Below are 18,699 nucleotides of genomic sequence, written 5' to 3' on the forward strand. Positions count from 1 at the left end.
TAAACTTATTACACAAGAAAACTAACATGAATACACAAAGTTTGGACACCCCAAATAACTTTTTTGAAAACAAGGTACTAGGACATCCGGCAGGATTGTTTGTGCTGTTCTTTACCGAGATGTGGGAAAGATTTTCGTATTACGGAATGCGTGCTTTATTGGTATTGTTCCTGATCTCTTCATTGGATAAAGGCGGCTGGCACTGGCCGGAAGAAAATGCCCTTGCTTTATATGGCACTTATACCTCACTGGTGTATTTAACTACCATTATGGGTGGTTACCTGGCCGATAAATACCTTGGTTATCGCTGGGCTGTAGTTATCGGTGCCCTGCTTATGACCATGGGGCATGCCAGCATGGCCGTTGAAACACCGACTTTCCTGTATCTAGGGATTGGCCTGCTAATTTTTGGTAATGGTTTTTTCAAGCCTAATATGACTTCTATCGTTTCGCACATTTACAAAGATCATCCTGAAAAGAAAGACGGTGCCTATACCATTTTCTACATGGGTGTAAATGCGGGTGCGTTTTTGGGTATCATGCTTTGCGGATATATTGGTGAAACCGTAAGCTGGAGCTGGGGCTTCGGACTGGCGGGGATTTTCATGTTTTTTGGAATGCTGCAATTCTATTTTACCCAAGGCATATTTGGCGATGTAGGTAAAAAACCAACCAAAGAAGATAACCTTAAAAAAGCCAGCAATGATGATGGAGACAAAAGAGTACCTTTTACCGGGTTTGACCTTACTTTAATGGTTGCAGCTTTGTTATTAGGACTGGTTTGGATCCTGAACGACCCTTATTCTAAAATCAGTGGCCATAACCTGCTTAATTTTACTGCATTGGGTTTATCGGGTCCTAGCTTTACCATTGTTACGGGTGTAATCCTGTTTTTAATTTTATTGGTGGGCAGGATCCTGCGTTACGCTAAAGTAACCCGCGACCGTTTGATTGCCGTAACCATTTTCGCTTTCTTTACTGTTTTCTTCTGGGCTTCTTTTGAGCAGGCAGGTGGTTCTATGACCATTTTTGCAGATAAATATACCCAGCGCGACTTCTCGGGAAGTGCGGCTACAGCTTTTAAAATCGTCAACACCCTGCTTACCGTTGTACCATTGGGCATCATCACTTTTGTGTTGTGGAAGCTGTTCACACAAACTTTTAAAAAGTTCCCTCTGGGTAACTTTATCCTTGGAACCAGCTTTGTGGTGATCTGGGGCGTAGTGATCTGGATGTTGAAAATTGAGTTCCAGAAAGAAACCACCACTGTCGCCGCTTCATGGTTCGGTATCCTGAACTCTTTCTTTATCATTTCATTTGCACCACTGGTGTCGAAGGTGTGGGAAAGCAAGTACAACCCGCCAGCAGCGTTTAAATACGGTATTGGTATGACTTTGCTTGGACTGGGATTTGCTTCCCTTGCCTATGGCGCATCTGCCATCAGCGGTCCGGATGCTTCCATTAAAGTGAGCATGATCTGGCTGATCTTTGCCTACCTGTTCCACACCCTGGGTGAATTGTGCCTGTCGCCTGTCGGACTTTCATACGTAAGTAAACTGGTTCCGGCCAGGATGATCGGTGTGATGTTCGGTATCTGGTACCTGGCCATCGCCATCGGTAACAAAACTGCAGGTGCAATGGGCGGAATGATTAACGAGATCACACAGAAATATTCGCTTTCGACTTTCTTCCTGATCTTTACGCTAGTGCCAATTGGCCTGGGCCTCCTGGTGATGCTGTTGCATCCATTGCTTAAACGGTTAATGCACGGCGTTAGATAATCAGAACATGGCTAAACAATTGTCTTTAGAAGAAATTCAGAATTTTAAAGGAAAGTACCCTAAGCAGCTTTGGGCGCTTTTCTTTTCAGAGATGTGGGAACGTTTCTGCTTTTATGGAATGAGGGGCATGCTGACCTATTTTATGGTTACGCAACTGTTTATGAAGGATGTTGATGCGAATCTGCAGTATGGCGCAACCCAGGCTTTTGTTTACGCCTTTACGTTTATAGGTGGCCTATTTGCTGACAAGATACTCGGCTTCCGCAAATCCCTGTTCTGGGGTGGCATCCTGATGATCATAGGCAGTGGTATTCTGGCCTATGATCCACACCAGTTTTTTTTTCTGGGGATTAGCTTTACTGTTGTAGGAACAGGTTTTTTTAAACCCAATATTTCGACAATGGTAGGAAAACTGTATAAGGCTGGTGATGCCCGCAGGGATGCCGGTTTCTCGGTTTTTTACGCCGGTATCAATATTGGCGCTCTATTGGGCGGTTATGCCTGTATAACTATAGGAAAACAATATTCCTGGCACCTGGCCTTTGGCCTGGCTGCTATCGTAATGACCATCAGCCTGATCACTTTTCTTTTTACCCAGAAAAAAATGGGGCCTATTGGTCTGCCTCCCGGTGAGGATGAAGAAATTACCGACATTAACCTGGCAGGTATTGACGACAAAGTGATGACGGAGCCTGTACAGGTGAAACGCAGATCGGTAAATAAAAAATGGTACGATTACGCCGTGTATATCGGCTCGCTTGCTATTGTTCCGGTAATTATGATCATGGTCGCCAAAACCCAGTATACCGACTGGTTCATGTATACCATCGGTCCGGCCACTCTACTCTATCTCCTTTATGAAATGGGCAGGTATGGCTGGGCGGAGCGCAAAAAGCTGATCGCAGCATTGGTATTCATTTTCTTTTCTGTGTTGTTCTGGGCGTTTTTTGAGCAATGTGGCGGCTCGCTGAGCTTGTTTGCGGCACGAAACCTCGACAATACGGTTTTAGGTAGTATCAAACTTGACCCCAATGGGGTCAATAATTCTGCGAACTCCCTCTTTGTGATCATTTTTGCTTTCCTGTTCAGTCTGATCTGGATAGCTTTGGCCAAAAAGAAAATAGAACCCAATACGGTAGTTAAATTCGGACTTGCTTTTTTATTTCTTGCAGGATCGTTCTTTATTTTTTATAGCACACGTTTCTTTACCAATGGACAAGGTATTGCATCCCTGGACGTATTTACCATGGCCTACCTGGTCATGACATTTGGTGAACTCTGCCTTTCTCCTATCGGGCTTTCCATCATGACCAAATTATCCCCGGTTAAATTGCAGGGTGTGATGATGGGCATGTGGTTCCTGGCCAGCGCATATGGTCAGTATGTGGCCGGTTTACTAGGCGCAGGAATGGCTGAAGCAAGTGAAAATGATACTCTTGTACAAAAACTGATGACCTATACAGAGGGATATAAACAATTGGGTATTTATGCCTTAATAGCAGGTATAATTCTGCTTGTTATTTCGCCTGTGGTTAAAAAGCTGATGCAGGAAGTTAGCTAACGGCTTTACTTTTAACATATTTTAACCCGTAACCTTGCTTTGGTTACGGGTTTTTTCATTTAGAATCCATAATTTCGCTACTTAATTTATTTTCCGTGTCAGACAGTTTAATTATTATTCCTACCTACAACGAAAAAGAAAACATAGAAAAGATCATCAGAAAGGTTTTTTCACTGAATTACTTTTTTGAGATCTTAATTATTGATGACGGATCGCCTGATGGCACGGCTGATATTGTAAAAAAACTGCAGCAGGAATACCCCGCCCTGCACCTTGAACAGCGAACAGGTAAGCTGGGATTGGGAACGGCCTATATTCATGGTTTTAAATGGGCTTTGGAACGCACCCAGTACGAATATATTTTTGAGATGGATGCCGATTTTTCGCATAACCCTGAAGACCTCGTGAGGCTCAGGAATGCCTGTGTAAACGGCGCCGACGTGGCTATAGGCTCCAGGTATGTAAACGGCGTAAATGTGGTGAACTGGCCTATGAGCCGCGTACTGATGTCTTACTTTGCTTCCATGTATGTAAGGCTCATTACCCGCATCAATATACAGGATGCCACGGCAGGTTTTAAATGCTATCGCCGCCAGGTGCTGGCTACCATACCGTTGGATAAAATCAAATTTGTAGGCTATGCCTTCCAGATAGAGATGAAGTTTACAGCCATTAAATATGGGTTTAAAGTAGTAGAAGTACCGATTATCTTTACAGACCGCACAGAAGGGGTTTCAAAAATGAGTACACGGATTTTCAGGGAGGCTTTTATTGGGGTAATCCAGATGAAGGTCTGGAGCTGGTTCAGGAAGTACGATCGTCCGGCCTAGGCTTGCCATCGCGCATCATGGTACCAAAATCCCAGTCCTTATCCATCGCAGCAACAATCTTCACGATCCGTTTGGTACGTGTTGGTTCTGTCTTCGCAGTATTGAGCCAGTTGATGTACCAGTTCTGGTGTGATTTCGGTTGTTTCAGGAAGTTCTTTAGCAAGTGTGGCTCATCTGACAGGCAAAGCTCCAGGTCTTCCGGCATCTCTATTTTAAAGGTAGTGTCTTCTTCCAGCTGGAGTTCAAGTACAGCGCCTTTTTCTTTTTTGAGTTTTTTACGCAATGTACCGTTCAATGCCATAATGAAATCGCCTTCGCCCATTGGCACCAGCGATACACCTTCGATCTGAACCTGATCGAGCTTTCCTTTTACCCTGAAGCTTTTTCGGCAACCGGCCTTGATCTGATTGGCAACAACCTGGGGAACAAACACATAGGTCCAGCCCGATTTTTCGCCCATTTCATCGAAACGCTCTATTTCTGCTTTAAAGGTTATCATATGAATTGAAGTATATGAAAGTTAAAATTATGATTTTCCCGGATGTTTTTGCATCAAAAAAAAGGATTGTTAATGTGAGGACATAGGAAGATTTGCCCATTTAGCGAAGCGGGCAAATAATTCCAGTCTGAACATCACAATCCTTTTTAAAAATACGACAAATAAATATTAGAACTTCTCTTCGACGCCTAAACCAAACAAAGCAAAATCATATTTCACAGGATCATCAGGATCGAACTCACGTAAACGTTCGGTTAATTCCAAAGCAGTTTTCCAGTCGGTCTGTTTCCTTTCAATTATGCCCAGCCTGCGTGCTACCCTATCTACGTGCACATCGCAAGGACAGATCAGATCAGCGGGCTTTAAAGTATTCCAGATCCCAAAATCAACACCCTTATCGTCTCGCCGCACCATCCATCTTAAAAACATATTTAAACGCTTACAGGTCGATTTTTGCGAGGGAGAAGAAATGTGTTTGATGGTTCGTCTCGGATAATCGGGCAAAGAGAAAAAATAGGAACGAAAATAATTGAGCGCCTGCTCGATCTTGGGCACCTGCTGGTTCAGTTCGGAAAGCATGCAGCTGGACGAGGTATATACAGCATAATTCCCAATGACCTGCGTGGACATAAAATCTGTCTGAAAACTATTGCCTGGCGAAAGGAAAGCCGTTTCCAGGCTATCCGACTGGCGGTAATGCTGCTGAAAGAATGCAACAAAATACAACAGGTCGGTATCGTTAAAGGTACGGTGTTTAAAACCCAGCAGGCGCTTCAGGTCTGCGTCGGTATGTTCCAGCATAAAATGATGCGGATCATTGTCCATTCTTCCCAGCAGTTCCCTGCATTTATTGATGATGGTCTTACGTTGGCCCCAGGCCAAAATTGCCGCAAAAAATGCGGCAATTTCTATATCCTGTTTCTTTGAAAACCGATGTGGAATGCAGATCGGATCATTCTCGATAAAATCAGGCCGGTTGTACTGTGTTACCTTTACCTCTAAAAAATCCTTTAATTCTAAAAATTCCAATGCTGGTTATTTAAGTGCCCGCTCCAGGTCGGCAAGCAGGTCATCAATGTCCTCAACACCGACACTTAAACGGAGCAGGTTATCGGTTACCCCTACTTTTTCACGTTCTTCTTTTGGAATAGAACCGTGGGTCATGCTTACCGGGTGGTTGATGAGCGATTCCACTCCGCCCAGTGATTCGGCAAGAGAGAAGACTTCAAATGAGCCGGCAATACGGAAGGTTTCCTGCAGGTCCGCACCTTTTAAAGTGAAAGACACCATACCTCCGAAATCACGCATCTGCTTTTTGGCAACATCATGGTTAGGATGGTCTTCAAATCCCGGCCAGTAGATTTTGTCGACCTTCGGATGTTTCTTCAGGAAATGCGCTACTTTGGCCCCGTTTTCGCAATGCGCCTTCATGCGCAGGTGCAGGGTCTTGATTCCTCTTAACACTAAAAATGCATCCTGAGGTCCGGGTGTTGCGCCACAGGCATTGTAGATGAACCACAGGTCTTTGTACAGTTGCTCGTCATTTAACATTAAAGCACCCATAACCACATCAGAGTGACCACCCAGATATTTGGTGGCCGAATGCATCACGATATCAGCGCCCAGGTCAATTGGGTTTTGCAGGTAGGGCGAAGCAAAAGTATTATCTACAGTCAGCAATACCTTGTTCGCTTTTGTGATTTTAGCAATCCCTTCAATGTCTACAATCTGCATGGTAGGATTAGTTGGTGTTTCTATCCATACCAGCTTGGTTTTATCGTTCAGATAAGGAACGATATTTTCTGGCTTGGACAAATCCAGAAAATGAAATTTAATGCCGTATTTGGCATACACCTTGGTAAAAATACGATAAGAACCGCCATACAGATCGTTACCGGTTATCACCTCATCACCAGGCTGCAGTAATTTCATTACCGTATCTGTAGCGCCCATACCACTTGAAAAGGCCAGGCCATATTTGGCGTTCTCCAAAGCAGCAAGACAAGCCTCCAGTGCCTTTCTTGTAGGGTTAGTCCCTCTTGAATACTCAAAGCCTTTATGATCGCCTGGCGATTTTTGCCAGTAAGTCGAAGTCTGGTATATGGGGGTCATTACTGCCCCTGTTGTTGGATCGGGCTCCTGGCCCGCATGAATGGCTTTTGTTGCAAATTTCATATGTTGTTGTTTTGCTCTGTTTCTGCCTTAAACTGATAGCCCATGTGTTTACCTGTAGGGTAACCGCTGGCCACCAGCATAGATTGTTTTTGATTTAAAGTTACGTTTTTCATCTGCGCGAAGGGAGGGATCAGCAGGTCGGAATCCAGGCAAAACAGGATTGACTGTTCAATGATCTCATTGAGTTTTTGCTCCGTCACCACATTATTGGCAAAATCCTGGTACAGAAAATCCAGCGCCCCCTCTCCTTCTACCATAAAATGTTTTTCCTTATTGATCAGGATGCGGGCAATTAGTGAGCCTTCATCAGCCAGACGGTTGTATTTGATAGAATCTGCAAGGAAATTGTGGATGTAAATGATCCCGCAATAACTTAAAGAATCATCGTCCTTGACGTATTTAGTCTGGTAGATGGAATGCGAAGGGTCAAACGTAAATATATTGGTATGCATAGATACCATCAGCATATCTCCAGAAAATTTAAGCTGTGCCTCAAACTTATTACTTTCGTTAAAATGAACCTCTACTGATGGATCCTTGGTTGTATAGTCCTGCTGTAGTTTGAGTGCTATGGCTGCAAGCTGTTTTTTCAGCAGTCCGAACACTTCCGTTGTACTTCTGTAAATGGCCTGTTTTAAGGAAGCTTTATTTTCAAATTCAGTTAATATTTTCTGATAGTTTTCCGTGGTATCCATGTTTAAAATTTAGTATGCCCTTGCAAATAATACCCGCTGTTTAGATGGCTTACCCGAATAAATACAAAGCCCATCCTCCAGTTTATTACCTAAAGGAACGCAGCGGATGGTCGCTTTAGTCTCTTCTTTGATCTTTTGTTCTGTTTCAGGCGTACCGTCCCAATGTGCTGCAATGAAACCTGCCTTACCATCCAGCAATTCTTTAAACTCCTCATAAGAATTGGCTTCCGTGATGTGTTCGTCCCTGAAACCCAAGGCTTTCTTATAGATGTTTTCCTGGATTTCTTCAAGCAATTGTACAATGTGGATTTCGAGGCCATCCTGAATGACAGTTTGTTTTTCACGGGTATCCCTGCGGGCAAGCTCTGCCGTTCCGTTCTCCATGTCACGTGCACCTATGGCAATGCGGAGTGGAACGCCCTTCAACTCATACTCTGCAAACTTAAAGCCCGGACGCTGGGTGTCGCGATCATCATATTTTACAGAAACACCCATGCGTTTCAGTTTAGACATCAGTTCATCTGCAAAAGCAGTGATCTTCTGCAGTTCTTCATCGTGTTTATAGATCGGAACAATTACCACCTGTATCGGTGCCAGCTTTGGTGGCAACACCAGCCCGGCGTCATCACTATGTGCCATAATTAAAGCGCCCATTAATCGGGTAGATACACCCCAGGAGCTGGCCCATACGTGATCTAATTTCCCTTCTTTACTCGTAAACTTCACATCAAAAGCTTTGGCAAAGTTCTGGCCCAGGAAGTGCGAGGTACCTGCCTGCAGGGCTTTACCATCCTGCATCAATGCTTCGATACAGTAGGTATCCAATGCACCAGCAAAACGCTCGTTAGGGGTTTTTACGCCCTTTACTACCGGAACGGCCATCCATTTCTCAGCGAAATCAGCGTATACGTCCAGCATTTTTTTGGTTTCTTCAATCGCCTCATCGGCAGTAGCATGTGCGGTATGCCCTTCCTGCCATAAAAACTCGGTAGTGCGGAGAAACAGGCGGGTACGCATTTCCCAGCGCACCACGTTGGCCCACTGATTGACCAGGATCGGCAGGTCGCGGTACGACTGGATCCAGCCTTTGTAGGTGTTCCATATAATGGTTTCGGAGGTTGGCCTCACAATCAGTTCTTCTTCCAGTTTGGCGGTTTCGTCTACAATGATGTTTCCATTCCCATCATTTTTAAGACGATAATGTGTCACAACGGCACATTCTGTAGCAAAACCCTCTACGTGGGAAGCTTCCTTTGAAAAAAATGACTTAGGGATGAATAAGGGAAAATATGCGTTGCTATGGCCTGTATCTTTAAATTTTTGGTCTAAAACCGCCTGCATCTTCTCCCAAATGGAATATCCATAGGGTTTTATGACCATACATCCTTTAACAGATGAATGCTCGGCCAGGTCGGCCTTTATAACAATGTCGTTATACCACTGGGAATAATCTTCGTTTTTACTAGTAATACCTTTGCTCATAGCTTGTTTGGAACGTTTTTTGTGTTAAATGACTTGTACAGTAGGCTACAAATTTATAAATTTATACCTACAAAAAAACGCAACACACACAAACGAGGGATATAGTTATGAAATCAACAAATTTATTCACCAGCATGCTTGCACTGACAACTGTAGTTGCAGTGTCTTGCTCTGCGCCCAGGTTAGCGCAGCAGAATACGAATGATGATGTTTATAATTCCCAGGCCCAGGCCAGGGAATACAGACAGCAGGTGCCTGTAAGACAGTCTGAAGACAGTATTCAGGACGATGAGTACTACGGTACCAGCGATCCTTACTACGATATGGATTACTCTTCCCGTATCAATAGATTTTACAATAACAATATGTCCTGGAGAGGCTATTATGATCCATACTTTGATGGCGGATGGTATGGCAATTACGGCATGTCACTGGGCTTTGGCTTTGGATACAATCCTTTTTACGGATCAATATGGAATTCTCCGTACTATGGAGGATGGGGAAATTATTATTCGCCGTTCTGGGGATATAACAACTGGGGCTGGAACAACTACTATGGTGGAGGTTATTATGGCGGAGGCTACTGGGGTGGCGGATATTGGGGTGGCGGTTTTTATACCGGAAGAACCACTAACGTACCCGATTACAGGGCAAGGCCTTCACGTGGAAGCGCTAATGGCTATAACGGAAACCGTAACTATGGAGAAGGCAATTATTTATCACCACGCTCCAGCTCAAGAGGACAAAGTGCTGACCGTCCTGTGGCAGTAGGTTCGAGACCTTCAAGGGGCAATACCGTAAACACTGGCTCCAGCAGCAGACCAGCTACAACTGAAAGTACAAGACCAAGCAGAGGCGAATCGACAAGACCTACCAGGGAATCTTATACGCCTCCTCCAACCTATAATCCTCCTCCATCCAGGGGCAGCAGCGATGGCGGCTCACGTGGCGGCGGCAGTTATGGTGGTGGTAGCAGTGGTGGAACAACAAGACCATCAAGAGGCGGCGGCAGGTAATTTAAGCGAAACATACAAATGAAGAAATTTACACAAATGCTAATGGTAGCTATAGTAGCTACCACAGGCACCACATACGCCCAGTACGCAGGTGATGCTGTACGGTTCTCTAATGGAAACTACGGAAGTTCTGCAAGATTTAAAGGGATGGGTAATGCCCAGATTGGTGTGGGAGGAGACATGAGTTCATTGGGCGGTAACCCAGCCGGATTAGGCCTTTTCACCCGTTCAGAGTTTAGTTTTACACCCGAATTTAATGCAGCGACAGCCAAATCAGATTACCTCGGACAGAAAAGCAGCGGTTCAGACAACAAGCTGAATATCAATCAGGCAGGGGTGGTATGGTATAATCCTACCTATAAAATGCAGGGCCGGGATACCAAAAAAGGTGTTTTAAGTGCCGTATTTGGCATCGGCTTTAACCGTAATAACGACTTTACCCAGAATTACAGCTATTCAGGAAACAATGCCGTAACCTCAATGCGTGACTATTTTGCGGAACAGGCCAATTTCAACAAAAACAACTCAGGGAACCTGAATTCAAAGTCACTCGAAAACATGGCCTTCCAGAATTACCTGATCAATAAGATCACTCCTGCGGGGCAGCCCACTTTCTATACTGCCGATCCTTTTACAGCCAATAAACAGCAGCAAAATTCAACAGCTGCCGGCGGGACTTCAGAACTGAATTTTTCCGGAGCGCTGAACATTTCCAACCAGCTTTATATCGGGGCTTCGATAGGCATGGTTAATGGAAGGTATGTCAGAGACGCAGAATATATAGAAAGCGGCGTAGTCAATCCATATAATGATGATCCGTTAGAGGGGCCTATTGGTTATACAGGCGAAGAAAACTATAGCTTTTCGTATGTGACCAGCCAGGAAACCAAAAGCTCAGGGATCAATGGTAAATTGGGTTTAATTTTCAGGCCAGTAGCTAGTTTCAGGATCGGGGCTACTTTTCAGACACCTACCTGGCTCTATGTAGAGGACAATTTCTCTGAAAACATTTACACCACCCTATCCGGTTCAAAATTACCAAACAGTGTTGGCCCGCTGAACTATAATTATACTTATCGTTTAAGAACCCCGATGAAGGGTTCCCTGGGTGCCAGCTATGTTTTTGGCGGACAGGCGATGCTTTCTGCAGATGTAGACTTTATTGACTATGCCAGCACTCGGTTCTCTATGGACGGAGGTGGTGCCCCTGATCAAACGATCGTAAATAACAATGCAGACATTAAAGATATGTATACTTCAGCAGTCAATTACCGTATAGGTGGTGAATATAAGTTCAACAACCTGAGCCTGCGCGCTGGTTATGGTTTGAATGGTAGTCCGCTAAAGAATGATGATGATAAGATCTTTGACACCAAATACTACAGCGGCGGCCTGGGCTATCGTATCAATGAATATTACTTTGACGTCGCTTATCAGCGTGTGGAATCGCAGAACCGCTTAAGCCCTTATGTATTAAATGATGGCTCTGAGCCGGTAGCGTCAGTTAAAAATGGCAACAATAACATATTCCTTACTTTTGGAATCCGTTTTTAAACGAAAATCAGATTAAACAGAAAAGGCCGGGACTATTCCTGGCCTTTTCTGTTTAAATGCCTAAATATTACAATATCCCGTACAAAGAGGCCCCTTTTACACCTAACCTTTCTATATTCCTTTCTACGTTTTCATCTTTGATCAGCTCGGGTGCATGGTGTGGTTTTTTACGGGCATCAATAATTACCGGCCCTGTACAGCCCCAGTGTTTGTTACTGATAAAACTCCCTACCCCATGGATATCCGAGGCGGGATTACTGCGCGTAAAGGTAACCCAAACCAGGTTATCGATACTAGCAGCGGTAAATTCATGGTCATCACACAACACGATCAAAGCCAGACCAGCTAAATCCTGCTCCTTTAAACAGTAGTCAAGTGCAAGCATTTCCTGTTCAGCATGTGCCTGATCGATATAAGTGCGTCCCTTAATGGCAATTACACCCGGAATGGCCATTTTAAACTGGCTGAAAGGTTCAGGGATTGCAAAATCTTTAGGCAAGCCCGATGTAAGGATTCTTTTTTGAGGGCCCGCGGCAGCAAAAACCGCCTTAGAACCGCTGTTCAGCCCATCACCACTATAATCGAGTGTATCAATAGTAGTATGTGTATGGAAATGCAGGTCAGTTTTGAAATCCATCCTTGAAAGCACATGCTGCATAAAGCCCGACAGGTTATGCGTATCCAGGTGCTCGTCATCTTCCCTGGCAGCAATGAATAAATATTTGGCCAGGCTCAGCTGGTTTTTTCCTAAAATATGATTGGCGATGGTCAGGATCTCCTGCGGCCTGCGTTCGTTTAAGTATGGGGTATACCTTTCACTGCCTATCGCAAAAAGCAAGGGATGTACACCGGCTGCATCTACCGCATTCACTTCCTTTAAACCGTGAATCTCTTTAGGCAGGGCCGAACCGGCAATCTCATGGATCAGTGCACCAAAACTGGTGTCTTCCTGCGGAGGTCTGCCCACTACAGTGAATGACCATATTGCGCCCTTACGGTGGTAAACGTTATGTACCTTCATTAAAGGGAAAGGATGTGTTAAGCTGTAATAACCCAAATGATCACCGAAAGGCCCTTCCGGTTTGTTTTCATGCGGATATACTGTGCCGGTTATTACAAAATCGGCATCAGCAGAGATACAAAAACCCTCTTCATCATAAAAATAACGGAAACGCCGGTTACCCAGGGCGCCGGCAAAGGTCATTTCTGACAGCCCCTCCGGCAGCGGCATTACCGCAGCAAGTGGATGTGAGGGCGGTCCGCCTACAAAAATGCTTACTTTAAGTGGCTGTCCTTTGGCATTGGCTTTACTTTGGTGTACACCTATCCCACGGTGGATCTGATAATGCAGACCTATTTCTTCGTTCAGCTCATAATCGTTTCCGGCAAGCTGTATCCGGTACATACCCAGGTTGGCGTTTAATATACCGGGTTTATCGATGTCTTCTGTATATACCTGGGGCATGGTCACAAAAGGGCCGCCGTCCATGGGCCAGTTTACAATCTGGGGCAGGGCGCTGATTGCAGTTTTGCTGAATACGGATTTAAAGCTTTGTTTCAGGGGTAATGCGGTGAGGGCCGTAAAGCCTATCCCGGGCAATTTAAGTGGGTTCCTGAGTGCTTTCATCGGATCGGAACGCAGCTGTACCAGCTGTTCGACTTTGGGCAGACTGTCCCTGAACATAAATTTGGAGCGTTCCAGGGTCCCGAATAAATTAGATACTGCAGGAAATTTACTTCCTTTAATATTTTCGAAAAACAATGCAGGTCCTTTTTTTTCATATACGCGTAAATGGATGGCAGCCATTTCCAGGTAAGGATCTACTTCTTCTTTTATTCTGATCAAATGACCATGCTTTTCGAGGTCGGCAACACATGCCGCTAAACTTTGATATCCCATTACAGCCAAAGATATTAAAGAATTGTGGTTTTAAGTCTCAATTTTGCAAAGGAGCCTGGATATAAAACCGTCATCCCGAAACGCTGGGAAAAGATTGATCCTGCGGCTCGAGATGACGGAACACCTAAAAACGAAGTATTTAAGAAACAATTATTTTTTGCCGGCAAACGAGCGCAGCATCCAGGTATTTTTTTCTTTAAATTGCATAAACCGGTTTACCATATCATTGGTGCCATCATCACCGGCTTTGTCTGTAGCCTCCAGCAGTTCCCGTTCCAGTTCTATGAGTTTGGCCATATCGTCCAGCACTGCATCTACCATATCCAGATCTTTCATCCCAATGGTATTGATCTCCTTAATCGATGATTCCTTTATGTAGTCTGCAAAACGGCTGTGCGGCGGTTTGCCCAGTGTCAGCACACGCTCGGCAATTTCATCAATCGTTAACTGTGCATTGGTATATAACTCTTCAAATTTAATGTGTAAGGTAAAAAAGTTCTGGCCTTTGATGTTCCAGTGACAACCTCTTAATTTCTGATAATGGATATGATAATTGGCGAGGTAATCATTTAACATATCAACTACAGGTTTTACTTGCTTTTCGTCTAAACTAATTTCTTTTGCGTCCATGATGTTATTTTTAAATTTTGTTCCCGAAAACAGGATCGTGTGAATGGACAACAGCTAACTTAAAAAATGGTTTTAAAAATGTGTAAACAGAAAGCAATACCACAAAAAAAAGAACGTTTAATAATCGAATCCGACGCTTTATTTATATTATTCGTATAATTGCCGTTTAAATTTTACAAAGACATTAATGCATAAATATTATATAGTATCCGTTTTCGCCCTGCTTTTAAACCTGTCGGCTGCACATGCCATCACAAGGGATTCAATAGGCGTAGAAAACCACAACGGAAAGAAATTGATTGTACACCAGGTTGTTGCTAAAGACACCTATTACTCTATAGCCCGCCGCTATAACGTACTTCCGAAAGACATCATGGCCTTTAATGACAGCAAATTCTTACAGATTGGTGTCATCGTAAAAGTACCTACCAATATCCCTTTCGGGACACAGACAGTTGGTGCAGCAAAAGGAACCCAACCTGCCACTGCAGCAACAAGTACTGAGACAGGTTTAACCGAACACGTGGTGCAGAAAAAAGAAAACCTGAACATGCTGGCCGAGAAGTATGGTACTACGGTAAATGAAATAAAGAGAGTAAATAACCTCAGAACGATAAACCTGCAGATTGGTCAGGTACTGCAAATACCAGGGAGGGCAGCTGAAGAGCAGCAGCCAACAACACCTGTACAAAGTGCGCAGGTTCCTGTGGTACAGCCTAAAAAACAGGAAACACCGGTAAAAACGGACATTCCTGCCGAAAACAGGTATAAAAAACCAGAAGAAACACCTGCAAGGAAAGAACAGCAGGCCAGTACCAATGCCAAGCAGGAAGAATTTCTGGAACATACCGTAGCCTCTAACGAAACCATTTATTCCATTGCCACCACCTACAAGATGACGATGGACCAGTTAAAGGCCAAGAACAACCTGACAGACAACGCACTTCATGTTGGACAAAAATTACTGATCAGGGGGCAATATCCGGTAAAAAGCGCATATGCACCTGCAGCAGCACACCCCGATACTTTAAATTCCATTAAGGAGCCTACATTAAGGCACCCTGCAAGCAGGTATGGATTGAACCAGGTTGATGAGAAAGGCACAGGGGTATGGATTGCAGACGCTGATCTTGATCCTTCAAAGATGCTGGTACTGCACCGTACTGCACCGATAGGAACAGTGATGAAAATTACAAACCCTATGACCAATCGCTCTACCTTCGCCAAAGTTGTTGGTAAATTCACGGAGAATGAATCCACAAAAGATGTTATCATTGTAATGACTAAAGCTGTTGCTGATGCACTGGGTGCTTTAGACAAGAGATTTTATTGCAATTTAACATACGGCGGACAAGACAATGAACAATAAGCCATTCATTATTGGTATTGCGGGGGGCAGCGGCTCGGGCAAGACTTTTTTCTTAAACTCATTTTTGCATCACTTTAAAAATGATGAAGTCACCCTTGTTTCACAGGATGATTATTATTTCCCTGCCGGCGAGATGACCCCGGAAGAGAACAAACTCTATAATTTCGACCTGCCTTCTACCATAGACGATCAACAGTTCCTGTTTGATATCAGGAAACTGATTAACGGTGAAGTCATTTATAAGAAAGAATACAATTTTAACAATCCGCTAGCGGTTACCAAGATCCTGGAGATCAATCCCGCTCCTATCATTATTGTAGAGGGGCTCTTTATCCTGCATTTTAAAGAAATTGCGGCCCTGCTCAACCACCGTATTTTTGTTGAGGCTGAAGAAGAGGTTGCCCTGCAGCGCCGCATCAGGCGTGATGGCATGGAGCGTGGTTATCCGGAGGATGATGTGCTGTACAAATGGCACAACCATGTGGTACCTGCTTATAAGGAGTTTTTACTGCCCTATAAAGGCAATTGCGACACCATTGTTATAAACAATAACGATACACCGGAAGAGATCATCCGGATCACCGAAGAAATATCTGCAGATCTGAAAAAGGAATACTGTAAAAAAGATTAAACGAAAAAGGAGCTTACCGCTCCTTTTTCGTTTAGCTCAGTACCATCTCAGGTACATTGTCATCTGCAAGCAACTTTCCCGTGGTCGATTGCCTGATGAAGTCAACACTTACACCCGGCGCCCTTTCTATCAGTTTAAAACCACCTTCCGGCAATATATCCAGCACAGCAAGTTCCGTTACAATCTTTTTGATGCAATTTACCCCGGTTAAAGGCAAAGTACATTTGGGCAGCAATTTGCTTTCGCCGGCCTTGTTTACATGCTGCATGGCCACAATAATGTTTTTGGCAGAAGCGACAAGGTCCATAGCCCCTCCCATACCTTTTACCATTTTGCCAGGAATTTTCCAGTTGGCAATGTCACCATTTTCTGATACCTCCATTGCCCCCAGAATGGTCAGGTCTATTTTCTGGCTTCTGATCATCCCAAAACTAAGCGCAGAATCAAAGATAGAAGACCCCGGAAGGGTGGTAATGGTTTGTTTTCCTGCGTTGATCAGGTCGGCATCTTCTTCACCTTCAAAAGGGAAAGGCCCCATGCCCAGTAAGCCGTTCTCCGACTGCAGCACCACATTTATTCCTTCGGGAATGTAATTGGCTACCAGGGTTGGAATACCGATACCCAGGTTTACATAATATCCGTCGCGTATCTCTTTTGCGATGCGCTGTGCAATTCCGTTTTTATCCAGCATATTAATATTTTATAGGATTATCCTCTAGTTCTGACTGTACGTTGTTCTATTCTTTTCTCGTAGTTTGCACCCTGAAAAATGCGGTGTACAAACACGCCTGGTGTATGGATCTGATCAGGGTCAAGCTCCCCTGCCTCTACCAGTTCTTCTACCTCTGCAATTGTTATTTTACCGGCCATGGCCATTACCGGGTTAAAATTCCTGCTGGTAGACCGGTAGATCAGGTTTCCAGCCGTATCGCCTTTCCAGGCTTTAACAATTGCGAAATCGGCATCAAAGGCATATTCCATCAGGTAGTCTTTCCCTTTAAAGTTTCTTATTTCCTTACCTTCGGCCACTTCGGTACCAACACCGGCAGGAGTAAATATAGCAGGCATGCCATAGCCAGCAGCCATACAACGGGTAGCCAGCGTGCCCTGGGGGATCAGCTCTACTTCAAGCTCTCCGCTCAGCAACTGACGCTCAAACTCTGCGTTTTCGCCTACGTATGAAGAAACCATTTTCTTTACCTGGCGCTGCTGCAGCATCAGGCCAATCCCAAAATCATCAACCCCTGCATTATTGGAGATGCAGGTCAGTTCCTTTACCCCTTTTTTCACGAGCGCAGTAATACAGTTTTCCGGAATTCCGCATAAACCAAATCCACCCAGCATTAAGGTACTTCCGTCTTCGATGTCTTTTATTGCCTCTTCAGCACCTGAAACAACTTTATTGATCATATCATATAGATTTTGACGCTAAATTATACTATATCCGGCGTACCGACCAACTTATTTGGCAATTTCTATGATCTTATCGTTGCCACCGTTACTGCTGCCAATGTATATTTTACCGTCGGGCGACTGACAGATAGCCCTTAAGCGGCCAAATTCGTTTATAAAAAAATCTTTGCTGCCGCTAATTTTATCGCCTGCATCATTCAGTTTCAGCTGGGTAAGCCTGGAACCTTTTAGACTTAGCAACAACAAGGAATTTTTAAATTGCGGAATGAGATCAGCACTGTAATAAGTTAACCCTGATGTGGCAATAGTAGGTGTCCAGGCCATTAATGGCTCCACTACATTGTTGGCACTGCAAAAACTCTGCTCCCCGCTTTTATCGCAAAAACCTTCAACATTTGGCCAGCCGTAGTTTCGTCCTTTCAAGATCAGGTTCACTTCATCATCGTTATTAGGTCCATGTTCTGAAGCATAAAGCTTTTGGCCCACCTGCACCAACCCCTGCGGATTACGGTGCCCATACGTCCATATTCTGTTGTTGGGAATTGGATTATCTGAAGGTATGCTTCCGTCCATATTTACCCGAAGGATTTTTCCTGATAAAGAGCTTGTATTTTGCGCGCTGGAAGCCTCACTGGCATCTCCGGTAGTAATCAGCAGTTTCTGATCTGCCGTAACCAGTAACCTGGAGCCGTTGTGAATGGAGGATGCCGGAATGAGATCAAGAATGGTAAGCGGACTGGTTAAACTGTTAGCCGAATAGGTGTACCGTACTACTTTTTCTTTATATCCAGAGCCTGAATTGTAGTTGTAAACTATATACACCCAGGGATTGGTATTGAACTGCGGGTTCAGGGCCATGCCCAGCAAACCGCCTTCGCCATTAGCCACTACATCCGGTACATTAAACAATAAGGTAACCGCACCAGTCTGAGGGTTTACACGACTGATCTTCCCGGCCCGTTCTGTAATCCACAGCTGCTGATCAGGTCCATAAACCATTTCCCATACATGGGAAAGTCCGCTGCTGACGGTACGGGTTTTCAGTTCTACATCCGGGAGCGGCTCTCCCTGGTTATTCGGCGTTTTGTTCTTTTTACAGGCATACATCGAGAGCAGCAAGGCAAAAATGCTGATGGCTAGGGTCTTCATATCAGTATCATTAA

Annotated in this window: 17 protein-coding genes; 7 read left to right on the forward strand and 10 right to left on the reverse strand. The window is 44.4% G+C overall.

Annotated features, from left to right (window positions below; genetic code table 11):
* Positions 1-26 precede the first annotated feature (26 nt).
* From B9A91_RS01355 to B9A91_RS01365, 3 genes are all read left to right on the forward strand, one after another.
* Positions 27-1,781, forward strand: a complete 1,755-nt coding sequence (locus tag B9A91_RS01355; protein WP_084236628.1) for a peptide MFS transporter — start codon at positions 27-29, stop codon at positions 1,779-1,781.
* Between the two features lie 7 nt (positions 1,782-1,788).
* A complete protein-coding gene (locus B9A91_RS01360) occupies positions 1,789-3,342 on the forward strand; it encodes a peptide MFS transporter (RefSeq protein ID WP_084236629.1) in 1,554 nt (517 codons plus the stop codon).
* A 95-nt stretch (positions 3,343-3,437) separates the two neighbouring features.
* The gene (locus B9A91_RS01365) at positions 3,438-4,172 is read left to right on the forward strand and encodes a polyprenol monophosphomannose synthase (protein ID WP_084236630.1); all 735 of its coding nucleotides are present in this window, start codon (positions 3,438-3,440) and stop codon (positions 4,170-4,172) included.
* On the opposite strand, the gene B9A91_RS01370 is transcribed toward B9A91_RS01365, so the two are convergent.
* The 5 genes from B9A91_RS01370 to proS form a co-directional block, all read right to left on the reverse strand.
* Positions 4,147-4,671 (reverse strand): YdeI/OmpD-associated family protein, encoded by a 525-nt coding sequence (locus B9A91_RS01370; protein WP_084236631.1) that lies wholly within the window; start codon positions 4,669-4,671, stop codon positions 4,147-4,149. The genes B9A91_RS01365 and B9A91_RS01370 overlap by 26 nt on opposite strands.
* A 168-nt stretch (positions 4,672-4,839) precedes the next feature.
* A complete protein-coding gene (locus B9A91_RS01375; RefSeq protein ID WP_084236632.1) occupies positions 4,840-5,700 on the reverse strand; it encodes a TIGR02757 family protein in 861 nt (286 codons plus the stop codon).
* 6 nt (positions 5,701-5,706) lie between these two features.
* Complete coding sequence (locus B9A91_RS01380; protein ID WP_084236633.1) at positions 5,707-6,846, reverse strand: cystathionine gamma-synthase; 1,140 nt, start codon at positions 6,844-6,846, stop codon at positions 5,707-5,709.
* Positions 6,843-7,541 carry a hypothetical protein gene (locus tag B9A91_RS01385; protein WP_084236634.1) on the reverse strand — a complete coding sequence of 233 codons (699 nt, stop codon included), beginning with the start codon at positions 7,539-7,541 and terminating at the stop codon, positions 6,843-6,845. The genes B9A91_RS01380 and B9A91_RS01385 overlap by 4 nt, the downstream gene beginning before the upstream one ends.
* 9 nt (positions 7,542-7,550) lie before the next feature.
* Positions 7,551-9,023, reverse strand: a complete 1,473-nt coding sequence (gene proS, locus B9A91_RS01390; RefSeq protein WP_084236635.1) for a proline--tRNA ligase — start codon at positions 9,021-9,023, stop codon at positions 7,551-7,553.
* Positions 9,024-9,130: 107 nt separating this feature from the next.
* On the opposite strand from proS, the gene B9A91_RS01395 reads away from it, so the two are divergent.
* Both B9A91_RS01395 and B9A91_RS01400 read left to right on the forward strand, forming a co-directional pair.
* On the forward strand, positions 9,131-10,039 hold the full coding sequence (locus tag B9A91_RS01395) for a hypothetical protein (protein ID WP_144008820.1): 909 nt from the start codon (positions 9,131-9,133) through the stop codon (positions 10,037-10,039).
* Between the two features lie 18 nt (positions 10,040-10,057).
* Complete coding sequence (locus tag B9A91_RS01400) at positions 10,058-11,593, forward strand: OmpP1/FadL family transporter (RefSeq protein ID WP_144008821.1); 1,536 nt, start codon at positions 10,058-10,060, stop codon at positions 11,591-11,593.
* Positions 11,594-11,660: 67 nt separating this feature from the next.
* On the opposite strand, the gene B9A91_RS01405 is transcribed toward B9A91_RS01400, so the two are convergent.
* Positions 11,661-13,493: a UbiD family decarboxylase gene (locus B9A91_RS01405; RefSeq protein WP_084236638.1), complete on the reverse strand. Its 1,833-nt coding sequence runs from the start codon at positions 13,491-13,493 to the stop codon at positions 11,661-11,663.
* A gap of 150 nt (positions 13,494-13,643) precedes the next feature.
* Positions 13,644-14,123, reverse strand: coding sequence for a Dps family protein (locus B9A91_RS01410; protein ID WP_084239538.1), 480 nt, complete (start codon positions 14,121-14,123; stop codon positions 13,644-13,646).
* Between the two features lie 187 nt (positions 14,124-14,310).
* Between B9A91_RS01410 and B9A91_RS01415 the strand changes: the two genes are divergently transcribed.
* Positions 14,311-15,492 carry a LysM peptidoglycan-binding domain-containing protein gene (locus B9A91_RS01415; protein ID WP_084236639.1) on the forward strand — a complete coding sequence of 394 codons (1,182 nt, stop codon included), beginning with the start codon at positions 14,311-14,313 and terminating at the stop codon, positions 15,490-15,492.
* The gene (locus B9A91_RS01420) at positions 15,482-16,123 is read left to right on the forward strand and encodes a uridine kinase family protein (RefSeq protein WP_084236640.1); all 642 of its coding nucleotides are present in this window, start codon (positions 15,482-15,484) and stop codon (positions 16,121-16,123) included. Before B9A91_RS01415 ends, B9A91_RS01420 begins: the two co-directional genes overlap by 11 nt.
* A gap of 31 nt (positions 16,124-16,154) precedes the next feature.
* Here B9A91_RS01420 and B9A91_RS01425 read toward each other — a convergent pair whose 3' ends face one another.
* The 3 genes from B9A91_RS01425 to B9A91_RS01435 are packed head-to-tail and all read right to left on the reverse strand — an operon-like array spanning position 16,155 to position 18,685.
* Positions 16,155-16,814 (reverse strand): CoA transferase subunit B, encoded by a 660-nt coding sequence (locus B9A91_RS01425; RefSeq protein WP_084236641.1) that lies wholly within the window; start codon positions 16,812-16,814, stop codon positions 16,155-16,157.
* 17 nt (positions 16,815-16,831) lie between these two features.
* Positions 16,832-17,533 carry a CoA transferase subunit A gene (locus B9A91_RS01430; protein ID WP_084236642.1) on the reverse strand — a complete coding sequence of 234 codons (702 nt, stop codon included), beginning with the start codon at positions 17,531-17,533 and terminating at the stop codon, positions 16,832-16,834.
* 51 nt (positions 17,534-17,584) lie between these two features.
* Positions 17,585-18,685: a PQQ-dependent sugar dehydrogenase gene (locus B9A91_RS01435; RefSeq protein ID WP_084236643.1), complete on the reverse strand. Its 1,101-nt coding sequence runs from the start codon at positions 18,683-18,685 to the stop codon at positions 17,585-17,587.
* Positions 18,686-18,699: the final 14 nt, after the last annotated feature.

The sequence above is a fragment of the Pedobacter africanus genome (assembly GCF_900176535.1).
GTDB classification, from domain to species: Bacteria; Bacteroidota; Bacteroidia; order Sphingobacteriales; family Sphingobacteriaceae; genus Pedobacter; species Pedobacter africanus.